Origin of the sequence: Segatella buccae ATCC 33574, from assembly GCF_000184945.1 — a bacterium.
In the GTDB taxonomy this organism is placed as follows: domain Bacteria; phylum Bacteroidota; class Bacteroidia; order Bacteroidales; family Bacteroidaceae; genus Prevotella; species Prevotella buccae.
The window spans coordinates 2,192,702-2,219,077 of sequence record NZ_GL586311.1; the positions used below are offsets into that span (position 1 = coordinate 2,192,702).

Genomic DNA, 26,376 nt, shown 5'->3' on the forward strand with positions numbered 1-26,376 from the left:
ATTAAGTTGAAGGAGAATTTAGTTATGCTCAATACCATCATTCGGCAACAAATCATTGCACTTATCCGTCGGCAAGTAGTGCCGGCTGTAGGGTGCACCGAACCTATGGCCGTGGCGCTCTGTACGGCACGGGCCACCGAACTTCTCGGTTGTCGGCCGGAGAAAATCACTGCACGGCTCAGTGCCAATATCCTCAAGAATGCCATGGGCGTGGGTATCCCCGGTACGGGGATGATAGGCCTACCAATAGCCATAGCCCTCGGAGCACTTGTCGGAAAGTCGGAATATGAGTTGGAGGTCATCAAAGACCTTACACCCGAAACACTTGCCGAAGGTAAGGCCTATCTTGAAACGAATCCTATTGATATAAGGCTGAAGGGCGATACGACCAGCAAACTCTACATAGAAATCATTTGCGAATGCTGCGGCAACAAAGCTGTGGCCATCATTGCAGGCACGCACACCTGCTTTGTCTATGAAGAACTAAATGGAAAGGTGCTTTTCGACCGAATGAAAGGCGTAAGTGGAGTGGAAGAGGAGGGAGATGTAAACCTCAATATGAGGATGGTCTACGACTTTTCCACCACCACACCCACTAACGAAATCAGCTTCATCCTTAAGACCCGTGACTATAATCTCAAGGCTGCCGAAGAGTCGCTTAAAGGCAATTATGGGCATTGTCTGGGCAAGACGATGGATCGACCGCTGAGCCATGGCATCTTCGGTGATACTATGTTTTCGCATATTATCTCCAAGACTGCCAGCGCTTGCGATGCCCGCATGGGTGGGGCGATGATTCCGGTGATGAGTAATAGCGGTTCGGGAAATCAGGGAATCTGCGCCACCAACCCTGTGGCTGTGTATGCCCTTGAGAACAAAAACACCGAAGAAGAACTGATTCGTGCACTCACCCTGAGCCACCTTACAGCCATCTACATCAAGCAGAGTCTCGGGGCCCTTAGTGCCCTCTGTGGTTGTGTGGTAGCCGGTATCGGCTCAAGTTGTGGCATCACTTACCTTATGGGAGGAGATTACGGCGACGTGTGCCATGCGGTGAAGAACATGATAGCCAACCTCACAGGCATGATATGCGATGGAGCCAAGCCCAGTTGTTCTCTCAAAATATGCTCGGGCGTTTCCACCGCCTTGCTCTCTGCTATCCTTGCACGTGAAGGCAAACATGTCACAGCAGCCGAGGGCATTATTGATGAAGATGTAGATCGCAGCATACACAACCTTACAGGCATCGGCAAGGAAGCCATGTGTACGACCGATGACATGGTACTCAACATCATGACCCACAAATGTTAATTTGCATTTTGGCATGAGAAAGACAAACAAAGTTAGTGCATGATGGCGGAGCGTGCATGATGAAAAAAGCAATAAAAAAATCTTATCTCGTTTCGGGATAAGATTTTTTGTGGGTGGTGATGGATTCGAACCACCGAAGTCGAAAGACAGCAGATTTACAGTCTGCCCCATTTGGCCGCTCTGGAAACCACCCTGTGGTGGGCGTTGACGGATTCGAACCGCCGACCCTCTGCTTGTAAGGCAGATGCTCTAAACCAGCTGAGCTAAACGCCCTTGTCCTGAAAGGCAGCGCAAAGGTAAAAGGTTATTTCCAAACTAACAAATATCAGCGTCGTCTTTTTTATTCTTTTAACATTTAAAAATCCCTTGATTCACGGTTTGATTCTCTTGATGTCCCTTGATGTTTCATGCTCTTTGGCGGCGACACAGTCGGATTTCTTGTGCTCACACAGAAACATTACCCACCATTTAACACCCGTCATCCATCACCTGCCACTTAACGGAAAAGATGTTGCAATAAATAATGGTCTTCCACGTTATATTGTCAATGAAACGTTTGTTGCAATATATATATTTGTTTGCCACGCTTACAACGCTTGTGGCAGCTTGTGCCGAAGACGACACATTCACACAATCGGCGGCCTATCGCCTGGCCTTTTCCACCGATACCGTGCGGCTTGACACCACTTTCTCCAATGTGCCCACGGCTACATGCACTTTTTGGGTGTTCAATCGGACAGGAGCCAATGTCCGTTGTGCCGGAGTGCGTCTTGAGCATGGCAACCAAACGGGCTTCCGTGTGAATGTAGATGGAACCTATCTTAGTCCGTCGGCCGGCTATCAGGTGCAAAATGTAGAGGTGCGCAAGGGGGACAGCGTGCGCGTGTTTGTGGAACTTACCTCGGCCTACAATCACGGCAACGGTCCCTTGCCGGTGGAAGATAACCTGATATTTACCCTTGAAAGCGGAGTCCAGCAAAAAGTGCGGCTCAACGCTTATAGTTGGGATGCCACTTTGCTGCGCGGACTGGAGGTTAGACACGACACGACTATCGCCCCCGATAGGCCTGTGGTGTTCTATGGTGACATCAAAGTGGCAGAGGGAGCCACGCTCACCATTGCTCCCGGCACCACACTTTATTTCCACGATCGGGCAGGTATCGACGTGAGCGGTCGGCTGCTGAGCAAGGGTGAGGCCGGGCGCGAGGTGATATTGCGGGGCGACCGCATTGATCGTATGTTCGACTATCTGCCTTACGACCTCACACCGGGACACTGGCAGGGAGTGCGTCTGCGCACATCAAGCTATGACAACGAAATAACATTCACCGACATCCATGGCGGTTACTATGGCGTTCTCTGCGACTCGGCCGATGTGTCCCGCACCACACTTACGCTCGAAAACAGCACGCTGCATAACGTGCAGGGTTCCGGATTGAGCGTAACCCATGCGGCAGTCATAGCCCGCAACTGCCAGTTTACCAACACGTTGGGCAACTGTGTGGGGATTAGCGGCGGGCGCGTGGACATCAATCAATGTACATTGGCGCAGTTTTATCCCCTCGACTCCAAGCGCGGTGCCGCCATCAGATTTGCCAACCACCGTTCGCTGGGACTCAACCTCACAGTGACCAACTCGCTCATCACGGGCTATGCCGACGATGTAATGGTTGGTGACAAAACCGACAGCATTGACTTCAACTATGCCTTCGACCATTGCATTATCCGTACTCCGAAGCTTGAAACCAAGGATAGTGTGTGTTTCACCCACGTTGTTTTTGAAGATCCCAAAGACACTGTGAAGACGGGCGAGAAGCATTTTGTGAAAATCGATGCCGGGAAACTGCGCTACGACTTCCGCTTGCGCAAAATATCACTGGCCATCGGAGCGGCGGACAAAGCCACAGCACTGCCAACCGACCGACTGGGCAGACGGCGCGACGACAATCCCGACATCGGGTGCTATGAGTGGAGTGAATGAATAACTTTGAACTTTGAGGGATATTAAGGAGATTTACAAGCGAAGATGGGTTATAGAGTCCCTCTATAAGCAGCTCAAACAAAACATTCCCCCAACATTTCTTCTATGGTGACAGTGTAAATACCATACAGACATGGGTGGTACTCATTGCGAATCCGCTCTGTACGGTTATTTCCAGAATAATAAAAGGCACGTGTCTTTCTCGCAGCTGGTAACCATGTTAAGACTTACACTGATGTATTATACCGGTTTCATCTCATTTATGGAAAATCCACAGAATGATGAACTCATGATAATGGTAAAAAGAGCAAATGCACTACTAAAAGAACTTGACTTATTTGATTAAGGGGGGCTTGGTTTTTAAAAAATGATACGGAATTGACTATTTGAAGGCAATCCCACAAGGAAATTTATGCTGTTTAAGTTTTACCGGGCAGCAATAAATATCAACAAAAAGACATCTGCCAAAATTTTCCAACCAGAACGGAAAGTCGGTTTCAGACGACAGAAATAGCTCTCCGATTTTTTTGTTCAGGCTCTTCGTGTTTGTGAAAGAGCTACACTTGGGCGCAGAAATGGGCACAGTTGCGATGCAACTGTGCCCATTTTGCAAGCCCGTCCGGGCCCTTTTAAGCCCGTTTTCGGGTCCGGATGCGTGTCAATAAAATTCAAACTGTTGATAGTCAGCATCTTGAAGTTACCGTCAAAAATTGCTCATTTGCAGCGAGGGGGCCTTCCGTTGTAAAAATCGCAAGCAGAGAAGCCGAAAACGAATAAATTGTTTGACAATCATTCAGCCGGGATGCCTCCCTGCTAAATATCGACGGAGCCCTATTTTTCCCTTTATCCATGATGAGTGGAAAGGGGAGGGCAATGACCATTTAGTGTTTAGAAACGAAATGAAACTTCCACATCAATCAAGGAATAATTGTGTTTGAGTAATGAGTGGTCATTGATGAAAGCGTACTCACCGCTTATTTCAAAGTTCTTATGGAACTCATAGTCAAGTCCGATTTCATATTGCGTTCTTTGCTTGCCGGCATCACCGGAAGGCTGATACATATCGTATCGTGCCTTGGCATGTAATTTCTTTTTAATGATAGGGGCTATCACGAGTGCATAAACGCCTTGGGCTTTGTCACCGTCTGCCGATAGGTTACAGTTGCTTGCAGAGGCATCGTTGGTGTTGCTCAAACTTTTGGCAAATGCCAATCCCGTGGAATGTACATACTCGGAGCGGAATGTCCAATCGTCTATGAGATATTCTGCCGAGAAGGCATAACGGCGCTGCTGGAGTCTGCGTATTCCACTTTTTGTTTCTTCCACGCCACTCTGCATGTTCTTTTCCGTCCAACTCCCTTTTCGTGCATACGAACCGGTCCAGCCGAATGTACCGATTCGCAACCCCTGAACGGGCATAACCCATACACCGCCAATAATATTTTTTTGCTGATCAACGTCTTTTACATTGATGCCCTGCCCGTTGAATACACCCACTTGATAGTGTATCAGATTGCGACCCTTGTTATTCTTGAGGAAATCTCCTTGAAATTGTAAACCGATGTCACGACCGTTCGAACTGTGTGCACCGGCCCTGTCACTGAAACCCGCAAGTTTCAGAACAGCTTGTCCGCAGCTCATGAAACCTTGGTCGATGGGGTGCATCGGATTTTCAAATGTAAACGGATTTTTGTATTGGCCAAGTTTGACACGGAAGAAATCATATTTCTGCCACTCGGCAAACAGATCGACGAGTCTCGGACTACTTCCCAATGTAGAGGTGTTGCCGTTGAATTGTATTTGGGCTTTCCAATAGAAGTCGTTTACAATCCGTCCATCAAGTGAAATACGGGCCAAACGCAGATTGAACGAGTTGGATTTGGCATTTTCTTGTGAACTGTATTGGTATTGTGTGATACCATATCCGGATAATTTGACATTACTCAGCCAGGCAGGCATTTGGGCCAACGTATCGGCTGTATGAAAAATGACAGCAAACAATGTCATTATGATTCCTTTTTTCATAGAATGAGAGCTTTTAGTTATTTGATTATTATTTGTTTTTGCAAATGTAGACAAAATTTCCAAAAACTACAAATAAAACAAGAAATAAGACAGCAAAGAAAAGACTATTTTCCGCAATCTTATTCCTTGTTTTTATGATACCTGTGTATGAGCTTTATCTTCTAACAAGCAAAACTACATTCTCCACATGGGGCGTGTGGGGGAACATGTCGACCGGTTGAACCTCCTCCACACGATAATCCACATCTAAGAGGTTCAAATCGCGTGCTTGTGTAGCCGGGTTGCAACTCACATAGACAATACGCCTTGGGGCTGCATGGAGAATTGTGTTCACCACATCCGCATGCATACCTGCGCGTGGAGGGTCGGTGATGATGACATCCGGACGGCCATGTTGGCGGATGAACTCGTCATTGAGGATATCTTTCATATCGCCCGCATAAAATAGCGTGTTGTCGATACCGTTGATTTCAGAGTTGACCTTTGCATCTTCAATGGCTTCCGGCACATATTCTATCCCGATTACTTGTTTTGCCTCCCGGGCAACAAAGTTAGCGATGGTTCCTGTGCCCGTGTACAAATCGTAAACCAATTCATCGCCTGTAAGTTGGGAAAATTCGCGAGCGACGGAATATAAATGATATGCCTGCTCGGTATTGGTCTGATAAAAACTCTTTGGACCGACCTTGAACCGGAGCCCTTCCATCACCTCAAAAATATGGTCATTGCCCTTATATACACTAATGGGCAAATCGCCGAATGTGTCATTACACTTCTGGTTGTCAACATAGAGCAGAGAAGTGATTTCCGGAAACTTGTCACCTATGTGCTGCAACAGAGCCAACGCCTTTGCCTCATCCCCTTCCTCATCGTAATGGAACTGCACGAGCACCATCCATTCTCCGGTGTTTGAATTACGAATCATCACATCCCGCAACAGTCCATGTTGCTGACGAATGTCATAAAACGATATCTCTGTGGCAAAGGCGAAATCGCGTATCGCATTGCGAATCCGATTGTTCAGGTCATCCATTAAGCCGCATTTCTCAATGGGATATATTTTGTCGAACGCTCCCGTGATGTGAAATCCGATAGCATTCATGTTGGTAAACTCTGTGCCGGAAGCTACCTCCTCCTTAGTCAGCCATCGCTTGTTCGAGCATCCGAATTCTATCTTGTTGCGATATTCCTGCGTTTTCACACTGCCCATGATGGGGCGGAACTCCGGAAGTTCCACCTTGCCGATGCGTGACAGCTGGTCATAGACTTGCTGTTGTTTTGCTTTGATTTGTTCTTGATAGGGCAGGTTTTGCCATTTGCATCCGCCACATATTCCGAAATGACTGCAAAATGGAGTCTCACGTACATTACTATATTTAATGAATCTGGCGACTTCCGCCTCACAATAGTGGTGTTTCTTCCTGCGTATTTGTAAATCGACAACATCCCCGGGCACACAAAAAGGCACAAAAATCACCATATCATTATGATGAACGACACATTTTCCTTCAGCTGCCACCGACTCTATGGTTACATTTTCCAAGAGGGGCAAGGGTTTGTTTCTTTTTCCCATAACATCTTTGTATTTTTGATGCAAAGTTACGATTTTTCTTCCATCTTCCCCCATTTTGCATTCTACATTTTCGGACTGTTTGCGCAAACAGTCTGAAATGTAAACTCGAGATGGCAGAAAGAATACTAAAAGTTTGTGTAATTTGAAAAATAAAGGTATATTTGCAACACAAAAAGAAACATACTATAAAGCATTGAATACCTATCAATTATGAATGAGAAAAGAGTTTATACCTTCGGCAATGGTAAAGCTGAAGGAAAGGCAGATATGCGAAATCTGCTTGGAGGTAAAGGAGCCAATCTGGCAGAAATGAATCTAATCGGTGTGCCTGTACCTCCCGGTTTTACCATTACGACCGATGTATGTAACGAATACTTCGAAAAAGGAAAAGAAAAAGTAGTAGCATTACTGAAGGCAGAAGTCGAACAATCAGTAAAGCACATTGAGACTTTAATGAACTCAAAGTTTGGCGATGTCCAAAATCCATTGCTTGTAAGCGTACGCTCGGGTGCCCGTGCGTCCATGCCGGGTATGATGGACACCATTCTCAACCTTGGTTTGAACGATGAAGTGGTGGAAGGCCTTGCCAAGAAGACCGGTAACGAGCGCTTTGCATACGACAGCTATCGCCGCTTTGTACAGATGTATGGCGATGTGGTGCTCGGCATGAAACCGGTGAACAAAACCGACATTGACCCGTTTGAGGCCATTATCCAACAGGTGAAAGCCGAGCGTGGCATCAAACTTGACAATGAAATGAATGTCGATGAGTTGAAAAAACTTGTCTTGCTTTTCAAGGAAGCTATCAAGAAACAGACGGGCAAGGACTTCCCCACCGACCCTATGGAACAGTTGTGGGGTGCCGTATGTGCCGTGTTTGACTCATGGATGAACGAGCGTGCCATTCTCTATCGCAAGATGGAAGGCATCCCTGCAGAGTGGGGAACAGCCGTTACCGTGATGGCTATGGTGTTCGGCAACATGGGCAACACTTCAGCAACCGGTGTTTGTTTCAGTCGCGATGCTGCCACCGGTGAAAATATCTTCAATGGTGAATATCTGGTTAATGCTCAGGGAGAGGACGTTGTGGCCGGTATCCGCACGCCCCAGCAGATAACAAAGGAGGGATCCCGGCGTTGGGCTGCCCAGCAGGAGATTCCCGAAGAAGAGCGTGTCAGCAAATATCCCTCTATGGAAGAAGCCATGCCCGAGATCTTTGCACAACTGAATGGATTGCAAGACAAACTCGAGCATCATTACCACGATATGCAGGACATGGAGTTCACCGTGCAGGAGGGCAAACTGTGGTTCCTCCAAACGCGCAACGGCAAGCGCACGGGCACCGCTATGGTAAAGATAGCCATGGACTTGTTGGCTGAAGGTGAGATTGATGAGAAAACGGCTTTGATGCGCTGTGAGCCTAACAAACTTGACGAACTTTTGCATCCGGTGTTTGACAAAGAGGCAAAGAAGGCTGCTAAGGTACTGACACGTGGATTACCTGCATCACCGGGGGCCGCATGTGGACAAATAGTATTCTTTGCCGATGATGCAGAGGAATGGCATGCCAAAGGCCATCAGGTGGTGATGGTTCGCATCGAAACTTCTCCTGAAGACTTGGCCGGCATGTCTGCTGCGGAAGGCATTCTGACTGCTCGGGGTGGCATGACATCCCATGCAGCGGTAGTTGCCCGTGGAATGGGTAAGTGCTGTGTGTCGGGAGCCGGTGCCATCAATGTTAACTATAAGAACCGGACTGTTGAAATCGACGGTGTTTTGTTGAAAGAGGGTGACTATCTGTCTATCAATGGTTCTACAGGTGAAGTGTATTTAGGTGAGGTGGAAACCAAGCCCGCTGAAATGACCGGTGATTTTGCCGCCTTGATGGAGTTGTGTCACAAGCACACAAAACTCGTGGTGAGAACCAATGCCGACACGCCGCATGATGCAGAAGTTGCCCGGAAATTCGGTGCAGTTGGCATCGGCCTTTGTCGTACCGAGCACATGTTCTTCGATGCGGATAAAATCAAGGCTATGCGCGAGATGATTCTTGCTGACAGCAAGGAAGGTCGTGAAAAAGCACTTGAAAAACTGTTGCCCTATCAAACAAAAGATTTCTATGGCATCTTGAAAGCCATGAACGGTTATCCCGTCAACATCCGTCTGCTCGATCCACCATTGCATGAGTTTGTTCCTCATGACCTTGAAGGCCAGCAGATTATGGCCGATGAGATGGGTGTATCGGTTCAAGAAATACAGCAGCGTGTCAACTCGCTGAGTGAGCACAACCCCATGCTGGGACACCGCGGTTGTCGCTTGGGCAATACCTATCCGGAGATCACGGCCATGCAGACAAAGGCTATTCTGGGTGCAGCCGTTCAGTTGAAGAAAGAAGGTATGGATCCCCATCCGGAGATTATGGTTCCACTTATCGGTATCGTCAACGAGTTTGACGCTCAGGAGGAAGTCATCCGCAAGACGGCAAAAGAACTCTTTGCCACTGAGGGGGTGGAGGTACCTTTCCGTGTGGGCACCATGATTGAGATTCCCCGTGCTGCCCTCACCGCCGACATCATCGCCAAGAAAGCCGAATATTTCAGCTTTGGCACGAACGACTTGACACAAATGACATTCGGCTACAGCCGTGACGATATTTCCAGCTTCTTGCCCGTATATTTGGAAAAGAAGATATTGAGTGTCGACCCGTTCCAAGTGCTTGATCAGAATGGCGTGGGCCAACTGGTCAAGATGGCTGTGGAGAAGGGTAGGGCCACCCGTCCTGAGCTTGTTTGTGGCATCTGTGGCGAACATGGCGGTGAGCCTTCATCTGTTAAGTTCTGTCACCGTGTGGGCCTCAACTACGTGAGTTGCTCTCCGTTCAGAGTGCCGATTGCAAGATTGGCGGCCGCCCAAGCAGCAGTGGAAGAGTAAACAACCAACCTCATGATAGTAGGCGGACATGTCTCTAAAAGAGCGTGTCCGCTTATATTTGTGAAATAAGATGTTGTTTTCATGCCACACAAAAAGTAAGTGGAATGCAATTTATACCCGATACTCACGTTTATATAAAAGTAGAAATTCAAAGATTGATAAAATGAAGAAAATGTTAATGTTGTTTGTACTCCTGTTTTCGTTGGCCGTGAATGCCAAAGGAGACACCGGCGTTGCAAACGTAGATTTCGGAACAAGTTATGACATGGCAATCACCAAGTTGAAACAAACTTTTGGAGAACCGGCGATGAGCGACTCCGCCAAAGTTGTTTTTATGAACAGACTTTATGACGGTGTCCGCTATGACAAGGTGGAATTTTATTTCGAACAGGAGAAAGGGGACTGTGTTTTCAATCAGGCCCGCTTCTATATCTTTTGTACCAACAAAAGCGTAGCCAGACAACGATTGAAATTCCTTTCAAAAGTGATGGGCAAGAAGTATGAAATCTCCTACGATGAAGAGGACGGGGGCGATGTGTTCTATAAAGGAGGCACTTCTCCTTTGGGCTATGGCAAGTTGTTTACCATCTTCACTTCGCCCATGGACGGCCGATGGACTGCCCAGTTGCGCTTTGGGCCGTTCAAGAATGTCAAACGTTAAAACTGCCACAGGCCGATATGCGTAGGTTTACCTTACTATCGTTATTGACATTTTTCATTGCCATCTCGGCATCGGCATACAGCATTACAGATGCGTGGATTTCGATGCCGGACTCTTTTGTACCTTCTCTCAGTGCCACGCTCCGGAGGGAGCTCGTTGACTTGAAGCAACAAGGCCGGCGCCCGGAAGTGGCCAACCTGCTGCAAGGAGAGACCACGCTTGACACGCTGACGGCCGACTATATGCGCGTTTCGTTGTCGCCGGCTGCCATTTTTGAGATGTGCCGCTTGCCCATGCAGAATGGCGACACCATCGTATGCGTAGTCAAGACCTATTCCGCACCAGCCAAAGAAAGCGAGGTGGCGTTTTATAACCAACAGTGGCTGAAAATCGAATTGAAACACGCGTTTGCCGGAAAATGCTTTGATGGCATGGTCAAGTCGCTCGTAGCCAAGCCCGACACCATGGCGCAATCCCGCTTTGAAGATTTGTCTGCCATGCTCGAACCTGTTATGGGGTGGGCCGAACTCTCGGCGAATGGCCCCTCAATAGTGTTTCATCGTTCCGCTCCATTGGTAGAAAGTGCAGACAAAAAACTGCTTGAGGCCATTCTCTTGCAAAGAAGGCTTAAATGGAACGGTGAAACCTTTAAATAATGTTATATTGGATATAAATTCTAATTGAAAAGTTTGCAGATACCCAAAAAATCAATAACTTTGCACCATGTTTTTCATGGTATTAGATTATTAAGGTTATAAAGATTGGTTGTCGTGAGACAATCAATTTTTTTTATTATATATCCCATCTCTTTTTTCTATCCAAAGGTTTGGGTCAATGGGAGTTTAGTTACCTATGTCCTGAAGCTACATAATGTCAATGATTTTCCCTGTTGATTTGCATTTGCGTCAAGTTTGTATTATCTTTGCAATGGCAAAGGAAGCACAAAGATGCTTCCTTTTTTTAGCTCCCCATCCGTCTAAAGAGGATTTTTGGTCAAAACAAGCTTGTGAAAGGGGCACATTGAACCGATCATCCGGGCTCTTTGAGCTTTTAAGTGTGGCCTTTTTGCACGGTCATTTGGGCCGGATGGAAATTTTGAAAGGCCAAATGGGACAGATATGGAGAATGGAATAGGTCGGACGGGTGGGGATGAGAAAAATTCATGTAAGGCTTTTTCGCAATTTCGATTAGTTCTGTGCTATAGGTCATGTAAAGCTATCCTATGGAAGATTCTGTATTTCCAAACCACCTGTCTGAAAGGAAGGATCGTCGGCAAATCTTCTTTGTTTGCAGGCTTTTTCCGAGAAGGACATTAATGCACGGCAATTTTTACAAGCGAAGACGAAAAAACTCCTATAAAGTCCTTTTGTTCCGATTAAATTGATTATCTTTGCAACCGAATATAACTTTAACAATCATGAATCTAAAAGTACGTTTGGCTGCGATGAACTTCCTTGAATTTGCAGTATGGGGAGCTTATCTTACTTCTATGGGAACATATTTGGTAAACATCGGTATGGCATCACAAATTGGATGGTTTTATGCCATTCAGGGTGTCGTGTCTATATTCATGCCGGCTCTGATGGGCATAGTTGCCGACCGTTGGGTGCCTGCCCAGCGCCTGCTTGGCCTGTGCCACCTTGCTGCCGGCCTATTTATGTTTGCAAGTGCTTATTGCGGCATAAGCGGCCTCCATTCGCTTCTATTCCCCTTCTATACGATAAGTGTGGCCTTCTATATGCCCACTTTGGCCCTGACCAATTCCGTGGCTTACAATGCACTCACCCAAGCCGGAATGGATACCGTAAAGGATTTTCCTCCCATCCGCGTCTTTGGCACCATCGGATTTATATGCACCATGTGGATGATCGATTTGCTTGGCTTCCAGCCCAATGAGAAGCAATTTGTTGTGTCGGGTATCATGAGCATGGTTCTTTTCCTCTACACCTTTACCCTGCCTGCTTGTCCCATCAACGCAGGAGGCAGCAAGAAGAGTTTCATCGACGCTTTCGGGTTGCGGGCCTTTGCACTGTTCAAGCAAAAGAAGATGGCCATTTTCTTCATTTTCTCGATGCTTCTTGGCGTAAGCCTTCAGATAACCAACGGTTTTGCCAATCCATTTATCACTTCCTTTAAGAGCATTCCCGAGTACGCCTCCACCTTCGGGGTGCAACATGCCAATATTCTCATTTCCCTGTCGCAAATGAGCGAGACCTGCTGCATCCTGCTGATTCCATTCTTCATGAAGCGCTACGGCATCAAGAATGTCATGCTGATAGCCATGTTTGCCTGGGTGTTCCGTTTCGGACTGTTCGGTTTGGGTAACCCCGGTCCCGGAGTCTGGATGTTTGTGCTTTCCATGCTGATATATGGTGTAGCCTTTGACTTTTTCAACATTTCCGGTTCATTGTTTGTAGACAAAACTACCGACCCGGCCATCCGCTCGAGTGCGCAAGGACTTTTCATGCTGATGACCAATGGCATCGGCGCGACGGTGGGCACCCTGTCGGCACAGGCCATTGTGAATAGCCACACGGTGGATGGCGTCACCGACTGGCAGTCGTGTTGGTTCATCTTTGCCGGCTATGCACTACTTGTAGGCGTCTCGTTCGCCTTGATGTTCCGGCCCAGAAGAGAGGATGTTTCTGCATGAATAAAGTAAAAGTAAATTTTAAAAGTATTTCTGAAATTGTAGGCACCAGCGACATAGGTCTGCTGGTGCTTGTTGATGAAAAGGAAGAACGGCAGTTGGCTGTCACTTGCGACAAGCAAATGATCCATCAGCTGTCACTTCGGCTGCAGCAAGCCCCGGAGATGGAAAAATTGCTACCGGAAGTCTTGGTGCAGGTCATCGGCAAACTCTCTGATGACCCTTTCGAACTGGTCATCTCTGCCTTGAAAGGAGGCGAATATAAAGCCATGCTGATCAACACCTCTACGCTTGACATTGTGCCCATCAAGGTGGGTGATGCCATTCTCCTTTCCGTTATCTCCGACATCCCGCTTTTCGTCGAACAAGGCTTGATGCTTAGGCAAAGCATTCCATATACGGTGCAGGCTAAAGGAATGAGGATTCCGGTCAATGCACTGACTGACGAAATGCTGTCAAGTGCCCTCGCTAAAGCCGTGGAAGACGAAAACTATGAATTGGCCACCCATCTGCGCGATGAGATAAACCGACGTAAGGCCGACCAATGACGCTTTGAAGATGTTTTAATGAAAGGGCGATTTTGAAATGAAAGAAACAAGATATTTTTATGTACCCGATGCCGCTCGGCAATCGGAATTGCCGGAAGAGGAAGCCGGTCACGCCCTACGTGTGCTACGGCTCAAAGCCGGAGACGAGATGTTTCTCATGGATGGAGTCGGAACCTTTTTCCGGGCAGAAGTCACCGTTGCTGCCGGAAAACATTGCATGTATGAGATAAAAGACCGTTTTCCCCAACACCCCACGTGGCGAGGCCATATCCATCTGGCCATTGCACCGACGAAAATGATGGAACGCATGGAGTGGATGGTTGAGAAAGCAACGGAAGTGGGCTTTGACGAAATCTCCTTCTTGGGATGTAAGTTCTCAGAACGTAAGGTGTTGCGGGCCGATCGAGTGGAAAAGATTGTTGTCTCAGCCATGAAGCAGAGTCGCAAGGCATGGAAACCTGTTGTCAACACGATGTGTTCCTTTGGCGAATTTATGGCCGTTGAGCATCCCGGTAGGAAATACATCTGTCATTGCTATGAGGAGTTTCCAAAGAAGGATTTCTTTAGTGAAATTCAGGAAACTATTGACTATGAGGATAATGAAGATATCCTTGTACTTGTTGGGCCGGAAGGTGACTTCTCGGTAGACGAGGTGCAGCTGGCTTTAGAGAAAGGATATGAATCGGTATCCCTCGGGAGAAGTCGTTTGCGAACGGAGACCGCAGGGCTTTCGGCTGTAATGATGGCCAATCTGGCCCGCAGAATCCAATAATGGAAATACTCAATGGATATTAGTCTTATGGATATGGGTAAATTTTGTTTGCGTTATGTCAAACATCCCTTTTGGATGTTGGCTGCTTTGATAGCCACCCTCTCTTCTTGTTCGGATGGCGATAATTATGTCAATGCTATTCCCGGTGGGAGCATGGCATTGATTTCCATTGACATGCCGCAGCAGGCAAAAGGAAAGGCCGACAGCAGGCTTTTGTCGCTGAAAAACATGCTGCATGTCGATGACCTCTCGGATTGTGGATTGGATGTAAGTGCCAAGTTTTATCTTTTTGAGGCACCGGATGGCAACTTGGGGCTATGTGCCAAGGTCAAAGATTCCGGCGATTTGAAACATTGGCAGGAGAAACTTTCCGCCAAAGGTATCTGCACTTCGCTTTCCGAGCGTCGAGGCTGCCATTTCGCAGTGATGAAAAACAGCTGGCTGGTAGGATTCTCCGATGAGGCACTGCTGGTGATGGGGCCTGTCGTCGGGAGTGCCCAAGCCGAATTGCGCCAGCAGATGGTAAGATATCTTAAAGCCAAGGAAGAAGCCGGTATCAAGAGTAGCCCGATGTTTGCTTGTATTGATACCATTTCGTCTCCTATGGCCATGGTGGCACAGACACAAGCTTTTCCGGAGAAGTTTGTGGCCCCATTTATCCTCGGAGCTCCCAAAGAAGCCGATCCTTCGCAGATTGTGATTGCTGCAAAGATTGCTGTTAACGGTCAGTGTTTGGATATTGACGGGCACACTTTCTCGTTTAATAAGGCCATTGATGCCAAATTGCAGAAAAACAATCAGGTCTTCAGACCGCTTGAAGGGCACTACTCGGATTTCGTCTTTTCAGATAAGCTGATGACGCTATTCCTCAATGTAAACGGACGGGAATTCCTTCCGATCCTGCAACAGAACAAAGCCTTCCAGGCCTTTCTTGTCGGCATCAATTCGGCTGTGGATATGGACAATATCCTTCGCTGTGTTGATGGGCATATTGTTATCCAAGTCAACAACCTGTCGGAAGGTCATGCGGATATGTGTATGGGGGCAGAGTTGGCTGACATTGGCTTTTGGAAGGATATCGACTATTGGAAAAAATCGTGTCCTAAAGGAAGCACCATCACTGCCTACGGATTCGACCAAACCAAGCCTTCATCTGTACCGGGATATGTATATACAAACGGTGATATGAAGTTTTATTTCGGTTCGTTAAACAAAAACTTCTTTTGTGGCACGGACATTGATATGGTGATGAGCCTTCGATATTATAAAGGAGTAGTGGATCAGCCTTTGGAAAAACAGCTCATCGGCAAAAGGCTTGTCATGGTGCTCAACCTTTTGTCGCTTGGTGACATGGAGGGAACATCGATAGCCTCATTCCTCAAACCGTTGTTCGGTGATGTCAATAAAGTTTTTTACAGTATCAGATAATGGAACAGATTCATTTGGACAACGTGTTGCCCGAGGTTTTTGCACAGCGCGACAATTTAAGTTCGGAAGTGTGGAAGCAACAGGTGACGTTCAACAAGGGCCATCTCTACCTTGTCGAGGCCGATAGCGGCATGGGGAAAAGCACCTTTTGCAGTTATGTTATCGGCTATCGGCATGATTATACGGGGCGCATATCGTTTGACAACGATGATACACACGAATTTCGCATGACCGATTGGATACGCATACGGCGTCGACACATCAGCCATCTTTTTCAGGAACTCAGGCTTTTTCCCGAACTGACGGCGTATGAGAATGTGGAAATCAAGAATAAGCTTACCAATTTTAAAAGTAAAAAAGAGATAACAGACTGGTTTGATGCACTTGGCATAGGCGACAAACTTGATGCTAAGATCGGACACATGTCTTTCGGGCAACAGCAGCGAGTGGCCATGATCAGAGCTCTTGTCCAGCCGTTTGACTTCATTTTGGCCGATGAACCCATCAGTCATCTTGACGATACCAACTCAAGTGCAATGGGCGACATCATGATGTCTGAAGCCAAACGGCAGGGCGCAGGGGTGATAGTCACCAGCATAGGCAAACACATTGATCTTAATTACGAGCAGACATTAAAGTTATGAATCTGGTTTGGAAATTATTGCGCCGACATATCAGCTTACCACAGTTTGTCGGTTTCTTCTTTGCCAATCTTTTTGGCATGTTTATCGTGCTGTTCGGTTTTCAGTTCTATCGGGATGTATTGCCCGTCTTCACCGCTGAAGACAGCTTTATGAAAGCCGACTATCTCATCATGAGCAAGAAGGTTGGCACGGGCAATACCATCAGTGGACGCTCAAATTCTTTCAGTGGCAGCGAGGTCGATGAGGTAGCCAACCAGCCTTTTGTCAAGAAAGTGGGGAAGTTTACCTCCACCGAATACAAAGTCGATGCTTCCATGGGCGTTGCCGGGACGAATGTGCTCAATTCCGAACTCTTCTTTGAAAGCGTTCCCGATGAGTTTGTAGATGTTCCCTTAAAAGATTGGAAATACCAGCCGGGAGACGGGGAAGTGCCTATCATCCTCCCACGCACCTACATCAATATGTACAACTTCGGTTTCGCTCAAAGTCACTCATTGCCCAAGATCTCCGAAGGATTAGTAGGCATGATCGATTTTCATATATTCATACAAGGTGACGGCAAGCAGCGACAATTTAAAGGCAAGGTGATCGGTTTTTCAAGCAGACTCAATTCAATACTTGTTCCACAGGCCTTTATGGATTGGAGTAATCACGAATTTGCCCCCGCCGACCACAGCGAAGCCACCCGCCTTATCGTTGAAGTAGGTAACCCGACCGATGACACAATCACTTCCTATCTTGAAAAAAAAGGCTACGAGGTAGAAAACGACAAGTTGGATGCAGAGAAAACAACCTATTTCTTGAAGATGATGGTGAGCCTTGTCATGCTTATTGGTCTTGTCATATCCATTTTAAGTTTCTATATTCTTATGCTCAGCATCTACCTGCTTGTGCAGAAGAACTCATCCAAATTGGAAAACCTGTTGTTAATAGGTTATTCGCCGTCACAGGTGGCCACCCCCTATTTGTGGCTTACACTTTCGCTGAACGCCTGTGTCCTCGTGATGACATGGATAGCACTTTTCATGATGCGCAACTACTACATGGGATTCCTTGAGACCCTCTTCCCACAGATTGATGAAGGAAGCATACTGCCGGCAATATGCTTGGGAAGCACCTTGTTTGCTGTCGTGACTTTGTTAAATCTGTTTGCTATCCGGCGCAAAATCATCAGCATTTGGAAACATAAGCCTGACGGTGTATAGCTATTAACAGGGAATCCCCGTCTTTATTGACCTTCCTCTCTTTATAAACAAAGAAAATGCATCCATCACTTATATATTTCGGAATAGCTTCTGTGGCTATTCCGTTTTTTGTAATATTTCTATTTTTTTCAACCGTTCGTAACATTTAATTCAAAAAAATTAAGTAAATTTGCGACATAAAGTATTAACAGGGAATGTTCCCTTGATTATTAACCAAATTTCTATTAAAAAGGTATGCAGAAACGATTGCATTTTCTCATTGCGATGCTGATGTTCTTTACATCAGGCGTAATGGCACAAATCACTACTTCCGGTATCACCGGTAAAGTGACGAGCCAGGGCGAAGACGTTATCGGTGCCACCGTTACGGCTGTCCACCAGCCTTCAGGAACACTTTATCGTGCCGTGACTAACATCGATGGTCGTTACACTATTCAAGGTATGCGTGTAGGCGGCCCTTACAAAGTGGAAATCACATACGTTGGGCATCAGCCTAAAGTCTTTAATGGCGTAACTCTCAACCTTGGTGAAACCCGAAATATCTCTTGCTCGATAGAGGAAGACTCCAAAGAGCTTCAAGAGATCGTGGTCACCGGGAGAGCCGGACTCAACGCCACCAAAACCGGTGCGGCTACGAGCATGAATGCCCAACAGATAAACGACATGCCGAGTATCACTCATGGTATTGCCGATGTCGCACGTTTGAATCCGCAGTTGACAACCACCAGTTCGGGAGTGATGTCATTTGCCGGTACCAATAATCGCTACAATCAGTTCCTCATCGACGGTGCTGCCAACAACGATGTATTCGGTCTTGCCGGTACGGGCACCAACGGCGGACAGGCCGGAGCCCAACCCGTGTCTATGGAAACCATTGAGCAGATTCAGGTGAACATCGCCCCCTTTGACGTGCGCCAGAGCGGCTTTACGGGAGGTGCTATCAACGCCATTACCAAGAGTGGTACCAACCAGTTCCACGGTTCGCTCTATGGCTATGGCTACAACCAAAATCTTCTTGGCCACCACTATAAGCTTGCCGACGGTTCTGGGTATGCCCCCCGCTACCAGAAGGAGAAAGATTATAACTTCGGTGTGACCTTCGGTGGCCCCATTGTCAAGAACAAGCTCTTCTTCTTCGTGAACTATGAGAAGAACAACAAGTCTTACCCCAACCTCTACGCCTTTGGTTCAGACTATTCCGACGTAGGCAAGGCTGAAGCTGAGAGTATCTACACGAAGATTGTCGAGATGGCCAAAAAGCAGGGAGTGACCTATCCCGGTGTCTTCACGACCGAAGATATCTATACCAAGAGCGAAAAGGCCGGAGTGAAACTCGACTGGAACATCAACGAGTTCAATAAAGCCAGCGTGCGTTGGAGCCTTGTTACTGCCAAACGCCTTAACAACGCCGGCTCTAAATCCGCCCTCAATGACAACCTTTACAGCTATCCTTTCGAGAACAATACCAACACATTCGTTGCCGAACTCCAGAGCCGCCTCTCCCCGGTGGTGAGCAATGAGTTCCGTGCCAACTATGTACGCGTGCGCGACAAGCGGGCCGTGGGTGCTCCTTTCCCATCTGTCATGATCAACAATGTGGGCAAGGGTTCGGTCAATCTCGGTAACGAACGCTCCTCGATGGCCAACAGTCTTGACCAAGATGTCTACACCATAGAGGATAACCTGACATGGTATAAAGGCAACCACACTTTCACTTTCGGTACCCATAATGAGATTTATGATTTCAGCAATCTCTACATCCAAGACCTCTATGGAACATACATTTTCCAAAACCCGGACAAGTTCAATGATTACTATAAGGACTATATGGCCGGAAATGTAGATCCCACCAAGGCTTACCTTTATCAGTATCGCTATGGCTACGCCAATGTCGACGTGACAGGTGATCCCCGATGGAAGGCAAGCTTCGGTGCAGCCCAGTTGGGTTTCTATGTTCAGGACAAATGGGATGCTACCGACAACTTCCAGTTCACATACGGACTGCGTATGGACATACCCATCTTCTTCGACACGCCTACGGCCAACAAAGGCTTCAACGAGTATGCTGCCCAACAGGGATGGAACGTGAAAACCAACCACAAACTTTCCAGCACCCCCATGTGGAGCCCCCGCGTGGGATTCCGATGGGATATAGCCAACAACCGCAAGTACATTCTCCGTGGCGGTGTAGGAGTCTTCACCGGCCGCATTCCCTTTGTCTGGATCAGCAACAATTACTCCAACACCGGTGTGCAGCTCACCACCTACAACGTGAATAATCCTAAGGGAATAGACCTCATATTGGATCCCAACGGCCAGGGGGCCAATGCGCAAAAGCTGAAAGCCGTTACGGGCAATCAGATCGTGAACGTGTATGACCACAACTTCAAGTTTGCCCAAAACCTGCGTTTCAACCTTGGATTCGACTTTGAGCTCCTCGGCATCAACTGGACGGCAGAGGCCTTGTACTCAAAGACACTGAACGATATACTCTACCAGAATCTTGCTTACGAAATGTCCGGCAAGACATACGCGCAGGTTTACGGTTCGAAAGGAGTGCCGGTAGAAGACAATCGTCCGCTTTTCCAGAAGAGAACCAATGGCACGGCTTTTGACAATATCTATGCCTTGAGTAACACCTCCAAAGGATATACTGTCAATCTCTCCCTGAAGGCAGAAAAACATTTCAATTTCGGTCTCGACCTGATGGCCAGCTACACATGGACCCAGTCCAAGAGCGTGAACAATGGTGGCTCGATGGTGGCCGAAAGTAACTGGCGTTACAACTACACCTATCGCAACCCCAATGCACCGGAACTTGGCAATTCCGCCTACAACATTCCGCATCGCATTCAGGCCAGTGCCTACTACCATCTCAAATATGGCAAGAACAACTCTTGGCTGACGACCCTCGGACTGATTTATCAAGCGAAGAGCGGGTCTCCGTATTCCCTTTACTACTATGGTGATGTGAACGAGGATGGAGCCAATGGTAACGATTTGTTCTACATCCCTACGGACGCACAGATAGACAAGATGATCTTCGACGAAACGAAGTTTGACAATTCAAAGAATGGCAATAGATTGATTGTGAAAGCCTTCGGTGAAGGCTTTAATGGCGTGCTCACCCAAGAAATGCAACGTACGCTGCTGAAGACATGGATCGGAGAAGATTCCTACATGAGCAAACATCGTGGCGAATACTATAAACGATATGCCGACAACCTGCCCTTTGAGCATCATTTCGACTTCCACTTCGGTCAGAAGTACAGCTTCAAGGTGGCCGGTCAGCTGAATTCCGTTGAGCTCACCTTCGACATCATCAATCTCGGCAACCTCCTCAACAAGGATTGGGGACACACCTACGGTGACGGCTTCGGCATATACAGCAGCCCTGTCAACTACATGGGTGGTGGTCACTATCAGTTCACAGGCGGCCGTGCAGCCCGCACCTATAGTGAACTTTACAGCCGCTGGCGCGGTCAGATAGGTTTGAAATACACTTTCTGAACATTGTCGGCTACCCAATTACGGTAGGTTCTATCAAAGAGAAAATCGGATATTCCTATGCGGAATATCCGATTCTTTTATTATATTTGCATTCAAATATCAATACACTACATTATGAAAATAGATTTTGACCGCATTAGGGAAGCCCATCTTGAGGGCTTTAAGGGCGGAAATGGCAAATTGGATACCCGTAACTTTGTCGATGACAAAGTGAAAATCATGTATAGCACCTTGCGCCCCGGAGCATCAAGCGGACTTCATACGCACGAGGGGAATTGCGAGATCGTATATGTCATTAGCGGAGAGGCGACTTTCCACTACGATGACGAGGTGGAAGTAGTGAGGGTAGGGCAGGTACACTACTGTCCGGAGGGGCACTCCCACTATATGGAAAACCTCACCGACCACGATTTAGTGTATCTGGCCATTGTGCCCGAGCATCATTAAGGCTTGCAACGAACGATAGTGGACCCAAGCCCCGTTTGGCAGTTTTTCTGATAAACCGGGTGTCTGATTTTTTCGCAACTGATTTGCATTTTGCCATTTTGGGTTGTATCTTTGCAATGGCAAGGGAAGCACGCAGATGCTTCCTTTTTTTTGTATCCATCTGTGTTTTCGGTGGTTATTCGGCCAAAACAGGCCTGTCATCCGGCCCGAATGAAGGTATCACTCGATTGTTACCGTCTTCCAAGTGTGCCCCTTTTATCTCCTCGTTCGGGCCGAATAAGCCTTTAAAAGACATATTCCTTTACGTTTTTTGTGCATTGTGTCGGGACACTATAGGTTCCAGAGAAGAGATCATGTAAACCATTTTCATATATCAACTAAGTTTGTCACTATATGCTTTTCAGCTCTGCAAGTTGCGAGAGGCTGACAGAATACCGGCTACCGATAGGCATACTGAATCTGTGCAAGAATCGACACGTATATCTGAAAAATCAGCAAACAAAAAAGAGGTGTTTGTAAAAGCACCTCTTCTATATTGAAATGTCCGGTTTTGAGATTTTATTCCTATATGCCAGATATGGGCGGTCAATGCCCACCGACCAACATGTCATCCAAACGGTTATTCAACTATTTTCACCATATTGAATGAAGAAATCTTCATTTGGGGCGAAACGGTAGCCGTTATCTTGTAGCGTGTCTCCGAGTTTTTGGATGCATCAGAATACTCCACATTCTGTTTGGCAGAGAATTGCACTTGATATTCATATTCATCCTCTCCAACCTCGCGCTTCTGAATGGTGTAATCGTTGGCGAGATGCCAGTTCATGTTGGTCACGTCTTCTTTGTAAATTTTATGCATGAAGCTGATTACATCGCTCTTCGTCGCGCCGTCTTTTCCCAAAAATGAAGCAAGCACGTCTTCCACCTGGTCGGTCAGGCGATCCTCGTTGCGAGAATTGATGCTTTGGAAAAACTTCCTGAAAAGATCGTTCAGGCGTGCCCGCTCCTCCGGTTGCACTTCCTTTGATTTCACTTTCTTGATGTTCTCCGCAGCCTCATCTATGTGCGCCCCCTCGGGATGACTGTTCAGGTATTCCTGATAGGCATCGACTGTATTCTGCCTTTGGGCATCCACCCAGTCCAACGAATCGAGCTTGTTGTTGATTTCGCCCCGATGTGGCGTGTCCGGATGTTTGGCAAGATAGTCTTCAAGTGCCGCCTTCGAACCGCTCACAAGCACATTGGTCCATTCCTGATCCTGCTGCCTGAGCATGGCAAGATGAGACTGGATGGAGTCTATATGTTCTTCGGGCGCATCGGCACGATAGGTGTCGAGGTAGCTTTGAAGCACCATAGGGTCGTTGCTGGTCATGGCATATTCGTATGCCTCATGTTCTTTATTGTCTTTGGCCTGATTGTAGAAATAGAAACATACGCCACAGATGGCTAAGGCAATGATGAATGCCGCTATCAAGGCAGCGTGCGACTTTTTCTTTGGTGTGTTGTCGGTCATGTGATTGGGGGCCTCATCCGTTGCCGGACAGGCCGGTCGGGAAGTGGGAGGTGGCGGTGGAGTGGGGGAAGAAGACACCTCTGCGACTGTTGGCATAGCCTCAGCCGGTTGCGTCTCCTGCCGACGGGCAGTAGTGGGGCGATGGCAGTTGGGGCATGAGTCTTCATTCCTGAAATATATTTCCCCGCAATTGGGGCATTGTGTCACCTTGCCTGCTATTTCTACGCCGCAGTTGGGGCAAACGGGTGCTTTGTCACTGATTTGATGTCCGCACTCAGGGCATTTGATGATAGCCATGATATGATGTTGATTTTATGAACGTGTTATTGTATGGTCCGCTTGGAGGAAAAAGAAAAATGATGCAAAAACGATTTTCCGTTCCGCTCTAATCTTGTCGGTGTCTGAATCTGATCTCCTTCAATCTGTGGCCTCTCATAAACCTGCTCTTGTCCACGTAGCCGTTGATACCGTTCAGATGACCTTTACCGGTGTACTGCCACATCTCGAAGTCGCGCCCGTCATTGAGCACAGGTTCTCTGCGGGTGTATTGAGCAATCATCAGCCGATAGGCATCCAATTTGCCGGAGAGGTAGCTGTTGTAAAAATTGGTGCCGGTATAGATAAGCGGCTTTTGCTTGTAGACCTTTTCCACCAGTCGAAGAAATTTGAAGAGCGAGTCGCAAAACTCCTCCGTCGGCAATCCGCTTTTCGTCTCGATGTCTATCATGGGAATCAAGTCTTGATCGCCCGGACGGCATTGAGTCATGAAATTGCGAAGTTGTACTTCCTGTTCCACTTTTGGCCGATAAAAATGGTAAGAGCCCACTTTCAGCCCGTATTTGTGAGCCAGATCAATATTCTCTTTATATCTGCTGTCTATATTATTGCCGCCTTCAGTGGCCTTGAGATAGACGTATGCCATTTTTGAATTGTCACCGATAGCTTCCCAAAAGACAGTGCCCTGATAGTGACTCAAGTCAATGCCGTGGATGTGCGAGCAGGTGTCTTCACACTCCACTTGCGCCATCAGGCTTGTAGCTGTAAACAAATATAGTATAAAAAACAGAAGTTTCTTCATAACCTGCAAATATAGTGCAAATCAAGTTACCGACAAAATAAATTAAATATATTTTGCTTATTCCTCTATCTCGGACAGACTCTTGAAAAACTTGTACACAAAGTTGCTTGTTGTCTCTATTGGAGCCAAGTCAAAGTAGCGGATACTCCTTCGGAGGTTGCGCCTGAGATTGCGGCTGTTGGTACTGACAAAGCCCGTCGCATTCTGTCTGAAGTGCATTTGCTCGTCATAGTCTTGCGCATTATAGTTGAGTGAGCGCAGCGTGGACTTATAGGCACTGCTCTCCAGATGGTGGACAAATGGGATCTCATCAGCATCAAAATCGAAAAACTCTATTAGGATGGAGCCTTGCAGTTGGGCCATCCGGCGTATGTGAAGCCGGTCGAGCCATTTGTCGAGTTTCACGAAATCAACCTTGTCGCCCCGCGTGCGAAGATAGAGCCCGAGTTGTGTGATGCCCCGCAGGGGGATGCCCATTGTGAGTGTGCCGGTGATGTTGCTCACGATGATGCGCAGCAGGTAGAGCGTCTCCACAGAAGTGTCGATGGCATGGCGCTCCTCCGTTTGAATCTTGATGAGCCTTCGATTGAGGAAACCGTTGCTCAAAGCCACTTCTCCGGCAGGGACTGACTCGATGTTTCTGATCATCTGCTCTATTTTGCCATGCTTGTAAGTGGTCATGGGTTCCATCTCTTCGGCAGTGTGGAATATTTCAGCTCGGAGTCTCGTGAATAGATTACGTTGTAAGAAGTCCATAGTCTCGATGTTTTATGAATACCGTTTGGGATAGCGCAGGAGAATAGCTAGCAGGGCACAGATACCGATGGCAAACGGGTAATAGAGATAGGGCAGGATGGCCATCGGACTGACATGGGCCAGCCCCGCAGCCAAGAGCATCTGCACACCGTAGGGGATGATTCCCTGCACAGTGCACGAGAAAGTGTCAAGAATGCTTGCCGCCTTTCTGTTATCCACTCCATATTTGTCGCCTATTTTCTTGGAGATGGCCCCTACGGTGAGGATGGCCACGGTGTTGTTGGCCGTACATACATTGACAAGGCTCACCAATGCCGCTATCGACAATTCTGCACCTCGCTTACTCTCCACGTGGGCTGTCAGTTTATCTATAATATAGTCAATGCCACCATTCTCTCGAATCATCTCAAGCATTCCACCGGCCATCATCGCAATGACGACAAGTTCGCCCATGCCCATGATGCCCTGCCCCATAGCCTCCAGCCAACCGAAAAGACCATACGTGTTTTCAGCCAGACCGATGACGGCACAAAGGGCTATGCCCAAGACAAGAACTGCCATGACATTCATTCCCGCAATGGCAGAAACAAGTACGACAATATAGGGGATGACTTTCAAATATTCCACGGGAGCCACGTTCCGCGGTGGTTCCATGTCGGCTCCGAGAATGCCGTAAACGACAAGAATGAGCAGGGCGGCCGGCCAAACGATGAGAATGTTGACGTGAAATTTGTCACTCATGTTGCACCCTTGGCTCTGGGTAGCGACAATGGTGGTGTCGGAGATGGCCGACAGATTGTCTCCGAAATAGGCTCCTCCCACGATAACGGCAGTTGTAAGAGCTACATTGGCATCGGCCGAAGAGGCGATGCCTGCGGCTATCGGCACGAGGGCTACAACGGTTCCAACACTTGTGCCTATGGAAAGGGAAATAAAGCAGGCAGCCAAAAAAAGACCGGGCAGCAGCATGTTGGCAGGCAGATAGGTCAGAGCCATGTTGACTGTGGCATCAATGGCCCCCATCTGTTTGGCAGAAGCTGCAAAGGCACCGGCCAGGACATATATCCAAAGCATCAAGAGAAGGTTTCCCGAACTTGCACCACGGCTGTAGGTGTCAATGCGCTTTTTCAGTGGCAGATTGCCCGAAATGGCGACAGCATAGATGCTGGCAATCATGAAAACTACGGTCATGGGTACCTTGTAAAAGTCACCTGCTATGGCCGACAAGCCTACATAGAGCAGGATGAAAAGCAGCAGTGGCGAGAGAGCCAGTATTCCTTTCTTGTTGTTCAAGTCGTTGTGCGATAAGAGGAAAACAGGAATGCCTTTCCAGACTATTCCCG

19 protein-coding genes and 2 tRNA genes are annotated in these 26,376 nt (G+C 47.6%); 13 read left to right on the forward strand and 8 right to left on the reverse strand.

All coding sequences use genetic code 11. The features are described from left to right. Positions 1 to 24 precede the first annotated feature (24 nt). Positions 25 to 1,311 (forward strand): L-cysteine desulfidase family protein, encoded by a 1,287-nt coding sequence (locus tag HMPREF6485_RS08560; RefSeq protein ID WP_004346000.1) that lies wholly within the window; start codon positions 25 to 27, stop codon positions 1,309 to 1,311. A gap of 110 nt (positions 1,312 to 1,421) precedes the next feature. Here HMPREF6485_RS08560 and HMPREF6485_RS08565 read toward each other — a convergent pair. Both HMPREF6485_RS08565 and HMPREF6485_RS08570 read right to left on the reverse strand, forming a co-directional pair. Continuing rightward, positions 1,422 to 1,504 (reverse strand) — tRNA-Tyr (locus HMPREF6485_RS08565). Positions 1,505 to 1,506: 2 nt separating this feature from the next. Then, positions 1,507 to 1,584 (reverse strand) — tRNA-Val (locus HMPREF6485_RS08570). 250 nt (positions 1,585 to 1,834) lie between these two features. On the opposite strand from HMPREF6485_RS08570, the gene HMPREF6485_RS08575 reads away from it, so the two are divergent. Further along, a complete protein-coding gene (locus tag HMPREF6485_RS08575; protein ID WP_004346001.1) occupies positions 1,835 to 3,292 on the forward strand; it encodes a right-handed parallel beta-helix repeat-containing protein in 1,458 nt (485 codons plus the stop codon). Between the two features lie 888 nt (positions 3,293 to 4,180). On the opposite strand, the gene HMPREF6485_RS08585 is transcribed toward HMPREF6485_RS08575, so the two are convergent. Together HMPREF6485_RS08585 and rlmD are read right to left on the reverse strand one after the other, a co-directional pair. Continuing rightward, complete coding sequence (locus HMPREF6485_RS08585; RefSeq protein ID WP_004346003.1) at positions 4,181 to 5,317, reverse strand: porin; 1,137 nt, start codon at positions 5,315 to 5,317, stop codon at positions 4,181 to 4,183. A 154-nt stretch (positions 5,318 to 5,471) separates the two neighbouring features. After that, on the reverse strand, positions 5,472 to 6,890 hold the full coding sequence (gene rlmD / locus HMPREF6485_RS08590) for a 23S rRNA (uracil(1939)-C(5))-methyltransferase RlmD (RefSeq protein WP_044125984.1): 1,419 nt from the start codon (positions 6,888 to 6,890) through the stop codon (positions 5,472 to 5,474). 210 nt (positions 6,891 to 7,100) lie between these two features. Here rlmD and ppdK point away from each other — a divergent pair, with 210 nt between their 5' ends. From ppdK to HMPREF6485_RS08650, 11 genes are all read left to right on the forward strand, one after another. Next, on the forward strand, positions 7,101 to 9,821 hold the full coding sequence (gene ppdK / locus HMPREF6485_RS08595) for a pyruvate, phosphate dikinase (RefSeq protein WP_004346007.1): 2,721 nt from the start codon (positions 7,101 to 7,103) through the stop codon (positions 9,819 to 9,821). Positions 9,822 to 9,984: 163 nt separating this feature from the next. Then, entirely contained in the window at positions 9,985 to 10,482 is a 498-nt protein-coding gene (locus tag HMPREF6485_RS08600; protein ID WP_004346008.1) for a hypothetical protein, read from the forward strand. Positions 10,483 to 10,526: 44 nt separating this feature from the next. Beyond that, positions 10,527 to 11,138, forward strand: coding sequence for a DUF3256 family protein (locus HMPREF6485_RS08605; protein WP_248622268.1), 612 nt, complete (start codon positions 10,527 to 10,529; stop codon positions 11,136 to 11,138). A 761-nt stretch (positions 11,139 to 11,899) separates the two neighbouring features. Continuing rightward, positions 11,900 to 13,135 carry a nucleoside permease gene (locus HMPREF6485_RS08615; protein WP_004346011.1) on the forward strand — a complete coding sequence of 412 codons (1,236 nt, stop codon included), beginning with the start codon at positions 11,900 to 11,902 and terminating at the stop codon, positions 13,133 to 13,135. Next, positions 13,132 to 13,680, forward strand: coding sequence for a bifunctional nuclease domain-containing protein (locus HMPREF6485_RS08620; RefSeq protein ID WP_004346012.1), 549 nt, complete (start codon positions 13,132 to 13,134; stop codon positions 13,678 to 13,680). Before HMPREF6485_RS08615 ends, HMPREF6485_RS08620 begins: the two co-directional genes overlap by 4 nt. A gap of 37 nt (positions 13,681 to 13,717) precedes the next feature. Further along, positions 13,718 to 14,452, forward strand: coding sequence for a 16S rRNA (uracil(1498)-N(3))-methyltransferase (locus HMPREF6485_RS08625; protein ID WP_004346013.1), 735 nt, complete (start codon positions 13,718 to 13,720; stop codon positions 14,450 to 14,452). A gap of 33 nt (positions 14,453 to 14,485) precedes the next feature. Continuing rightward, positions 14,486 to 15,880 (forward strand): DUF4836 family protein, encoded by a 1,395-nt coding sequence (locus HMPREF6485_RS08630; RefSeq protein WP_044125990.1) that lies wholly within the window; start codon positions 14,486 to 14,488, stop codon positions 15,878 to 15,880. Then, positions 15,880 to 16,524, forward strand: a complete 645-nt coding sequence (locus HMPREF6485_RS08635) for an ATP-binding cassette domain-containing protein (protein ID WP_004346016.1) — start codon at positions 15,880 to 15,882, stop codon at positions 16,522 to 16,524. Before HMPREF6485_RS08630 ends, HMPREF6485_RS08635 begins: the two co-directional genes overlap by 1 nt. Next, positions 16,521 to 17,729, forward strand: coding sequence for a membrane protein (locus tag HMPREF6485_RS08640; protein ID WP_004346017.1), 1,209 nt, complete (start codon positions 16,521 to 16,523; stop codon positions 17,727 to 17,729). Before HMPREF6485_RS08635 ends, HMPREF6485_RS08640 begins: the two co-directional genes overlap by 4 nt. Positions 17,730 to 17,963: 234 nt before the next feature. Continuing rightward, complete coding sequence (locus tag HMPREF6485_RS08645; RefSeq protein ID WP_004346018.1) at positions 17,964 to 21,239, forward strand: TonB-dependent receptor; 3,276 nt, start codon at positions 17,964 to 17,966, stop codon at positions 21,237 to 21,239. 114 nt (positions 21,240 to 21,353) lie between these two features. After that, positions 21,354 to 21,686 carry a cupin domain-containing protein gene (locus HMPREF6485_RS08650; RefSeq protein WP_004340955.1) on the forward strand — a complete coding sequence of 111 codons (333 nt, stop codon included), beginning with the start codon at positions 21,354 to 21,356 and terminating at the stop codon, positions 21,684 to 21,686. Positions 21,687 to 22,305: 619 nt separating this feature from the next. On the opposite strand, the gene HMPREF6485_RS08655 is transcribed toward HMPREF6485_RS08650, so the two are convergent. The 4 genes from HMPREF6485_RS08655 to HMPREF6485_RS08670 form a co-directional block, all read right to left on the reverse strand. Further along, positions 22,306 to 23,496, reverse strand: a complete 1,191-nt coding sequence (locus HMPREF6485_RS08655; RefSeq protein WP_004340957.1) for a zinc ribbon domain-containing protein — start codon at positions 23,494 to 23,496, stop codon at positions 22,306 to 22,308. Between the two features lie 88 nt (positions 23,497 to 23,584). Then, positions 23,585 to 24,277 (reverse strand): glycoside hydrolase family 25 protein, encoded by a 693-nt coding sequence (locus HMPREF6485_RS08660; RefSeq protein ID WP_004346022.1) that lies wholly within the window; start codon positions 24,275 to 24,277, stop codon positions 23,585 to 23,587. 57 nt (positions 24,278 to 24,334) lie between these two features. Further along, entirely contained in the window at positions 24,335 to 25,033 is a 699-nt protein-coding gene (locus tag HMPREF6485_RS08665; protein WP_004346023.1) for a hypothetical protein, read from the reverse strand. A 12-nt stretch (positions 25,034 to 25,045) separates the two neighbouring features. Beyond that, complete coding sequence (locus HMPREF6485_RS08670) at positions 25,046 to 26,326, reverse strand: Na+/H+ antiporter NhaC family protein (protein WP_004346024.1); 1,281 nt, start codon at positions 26,324 to 26,326, stop codon at positions 25,046 to 25,048. Between the last annotated feature and the right edge of the window lie 50 nt (positions 26,327 to 26,376).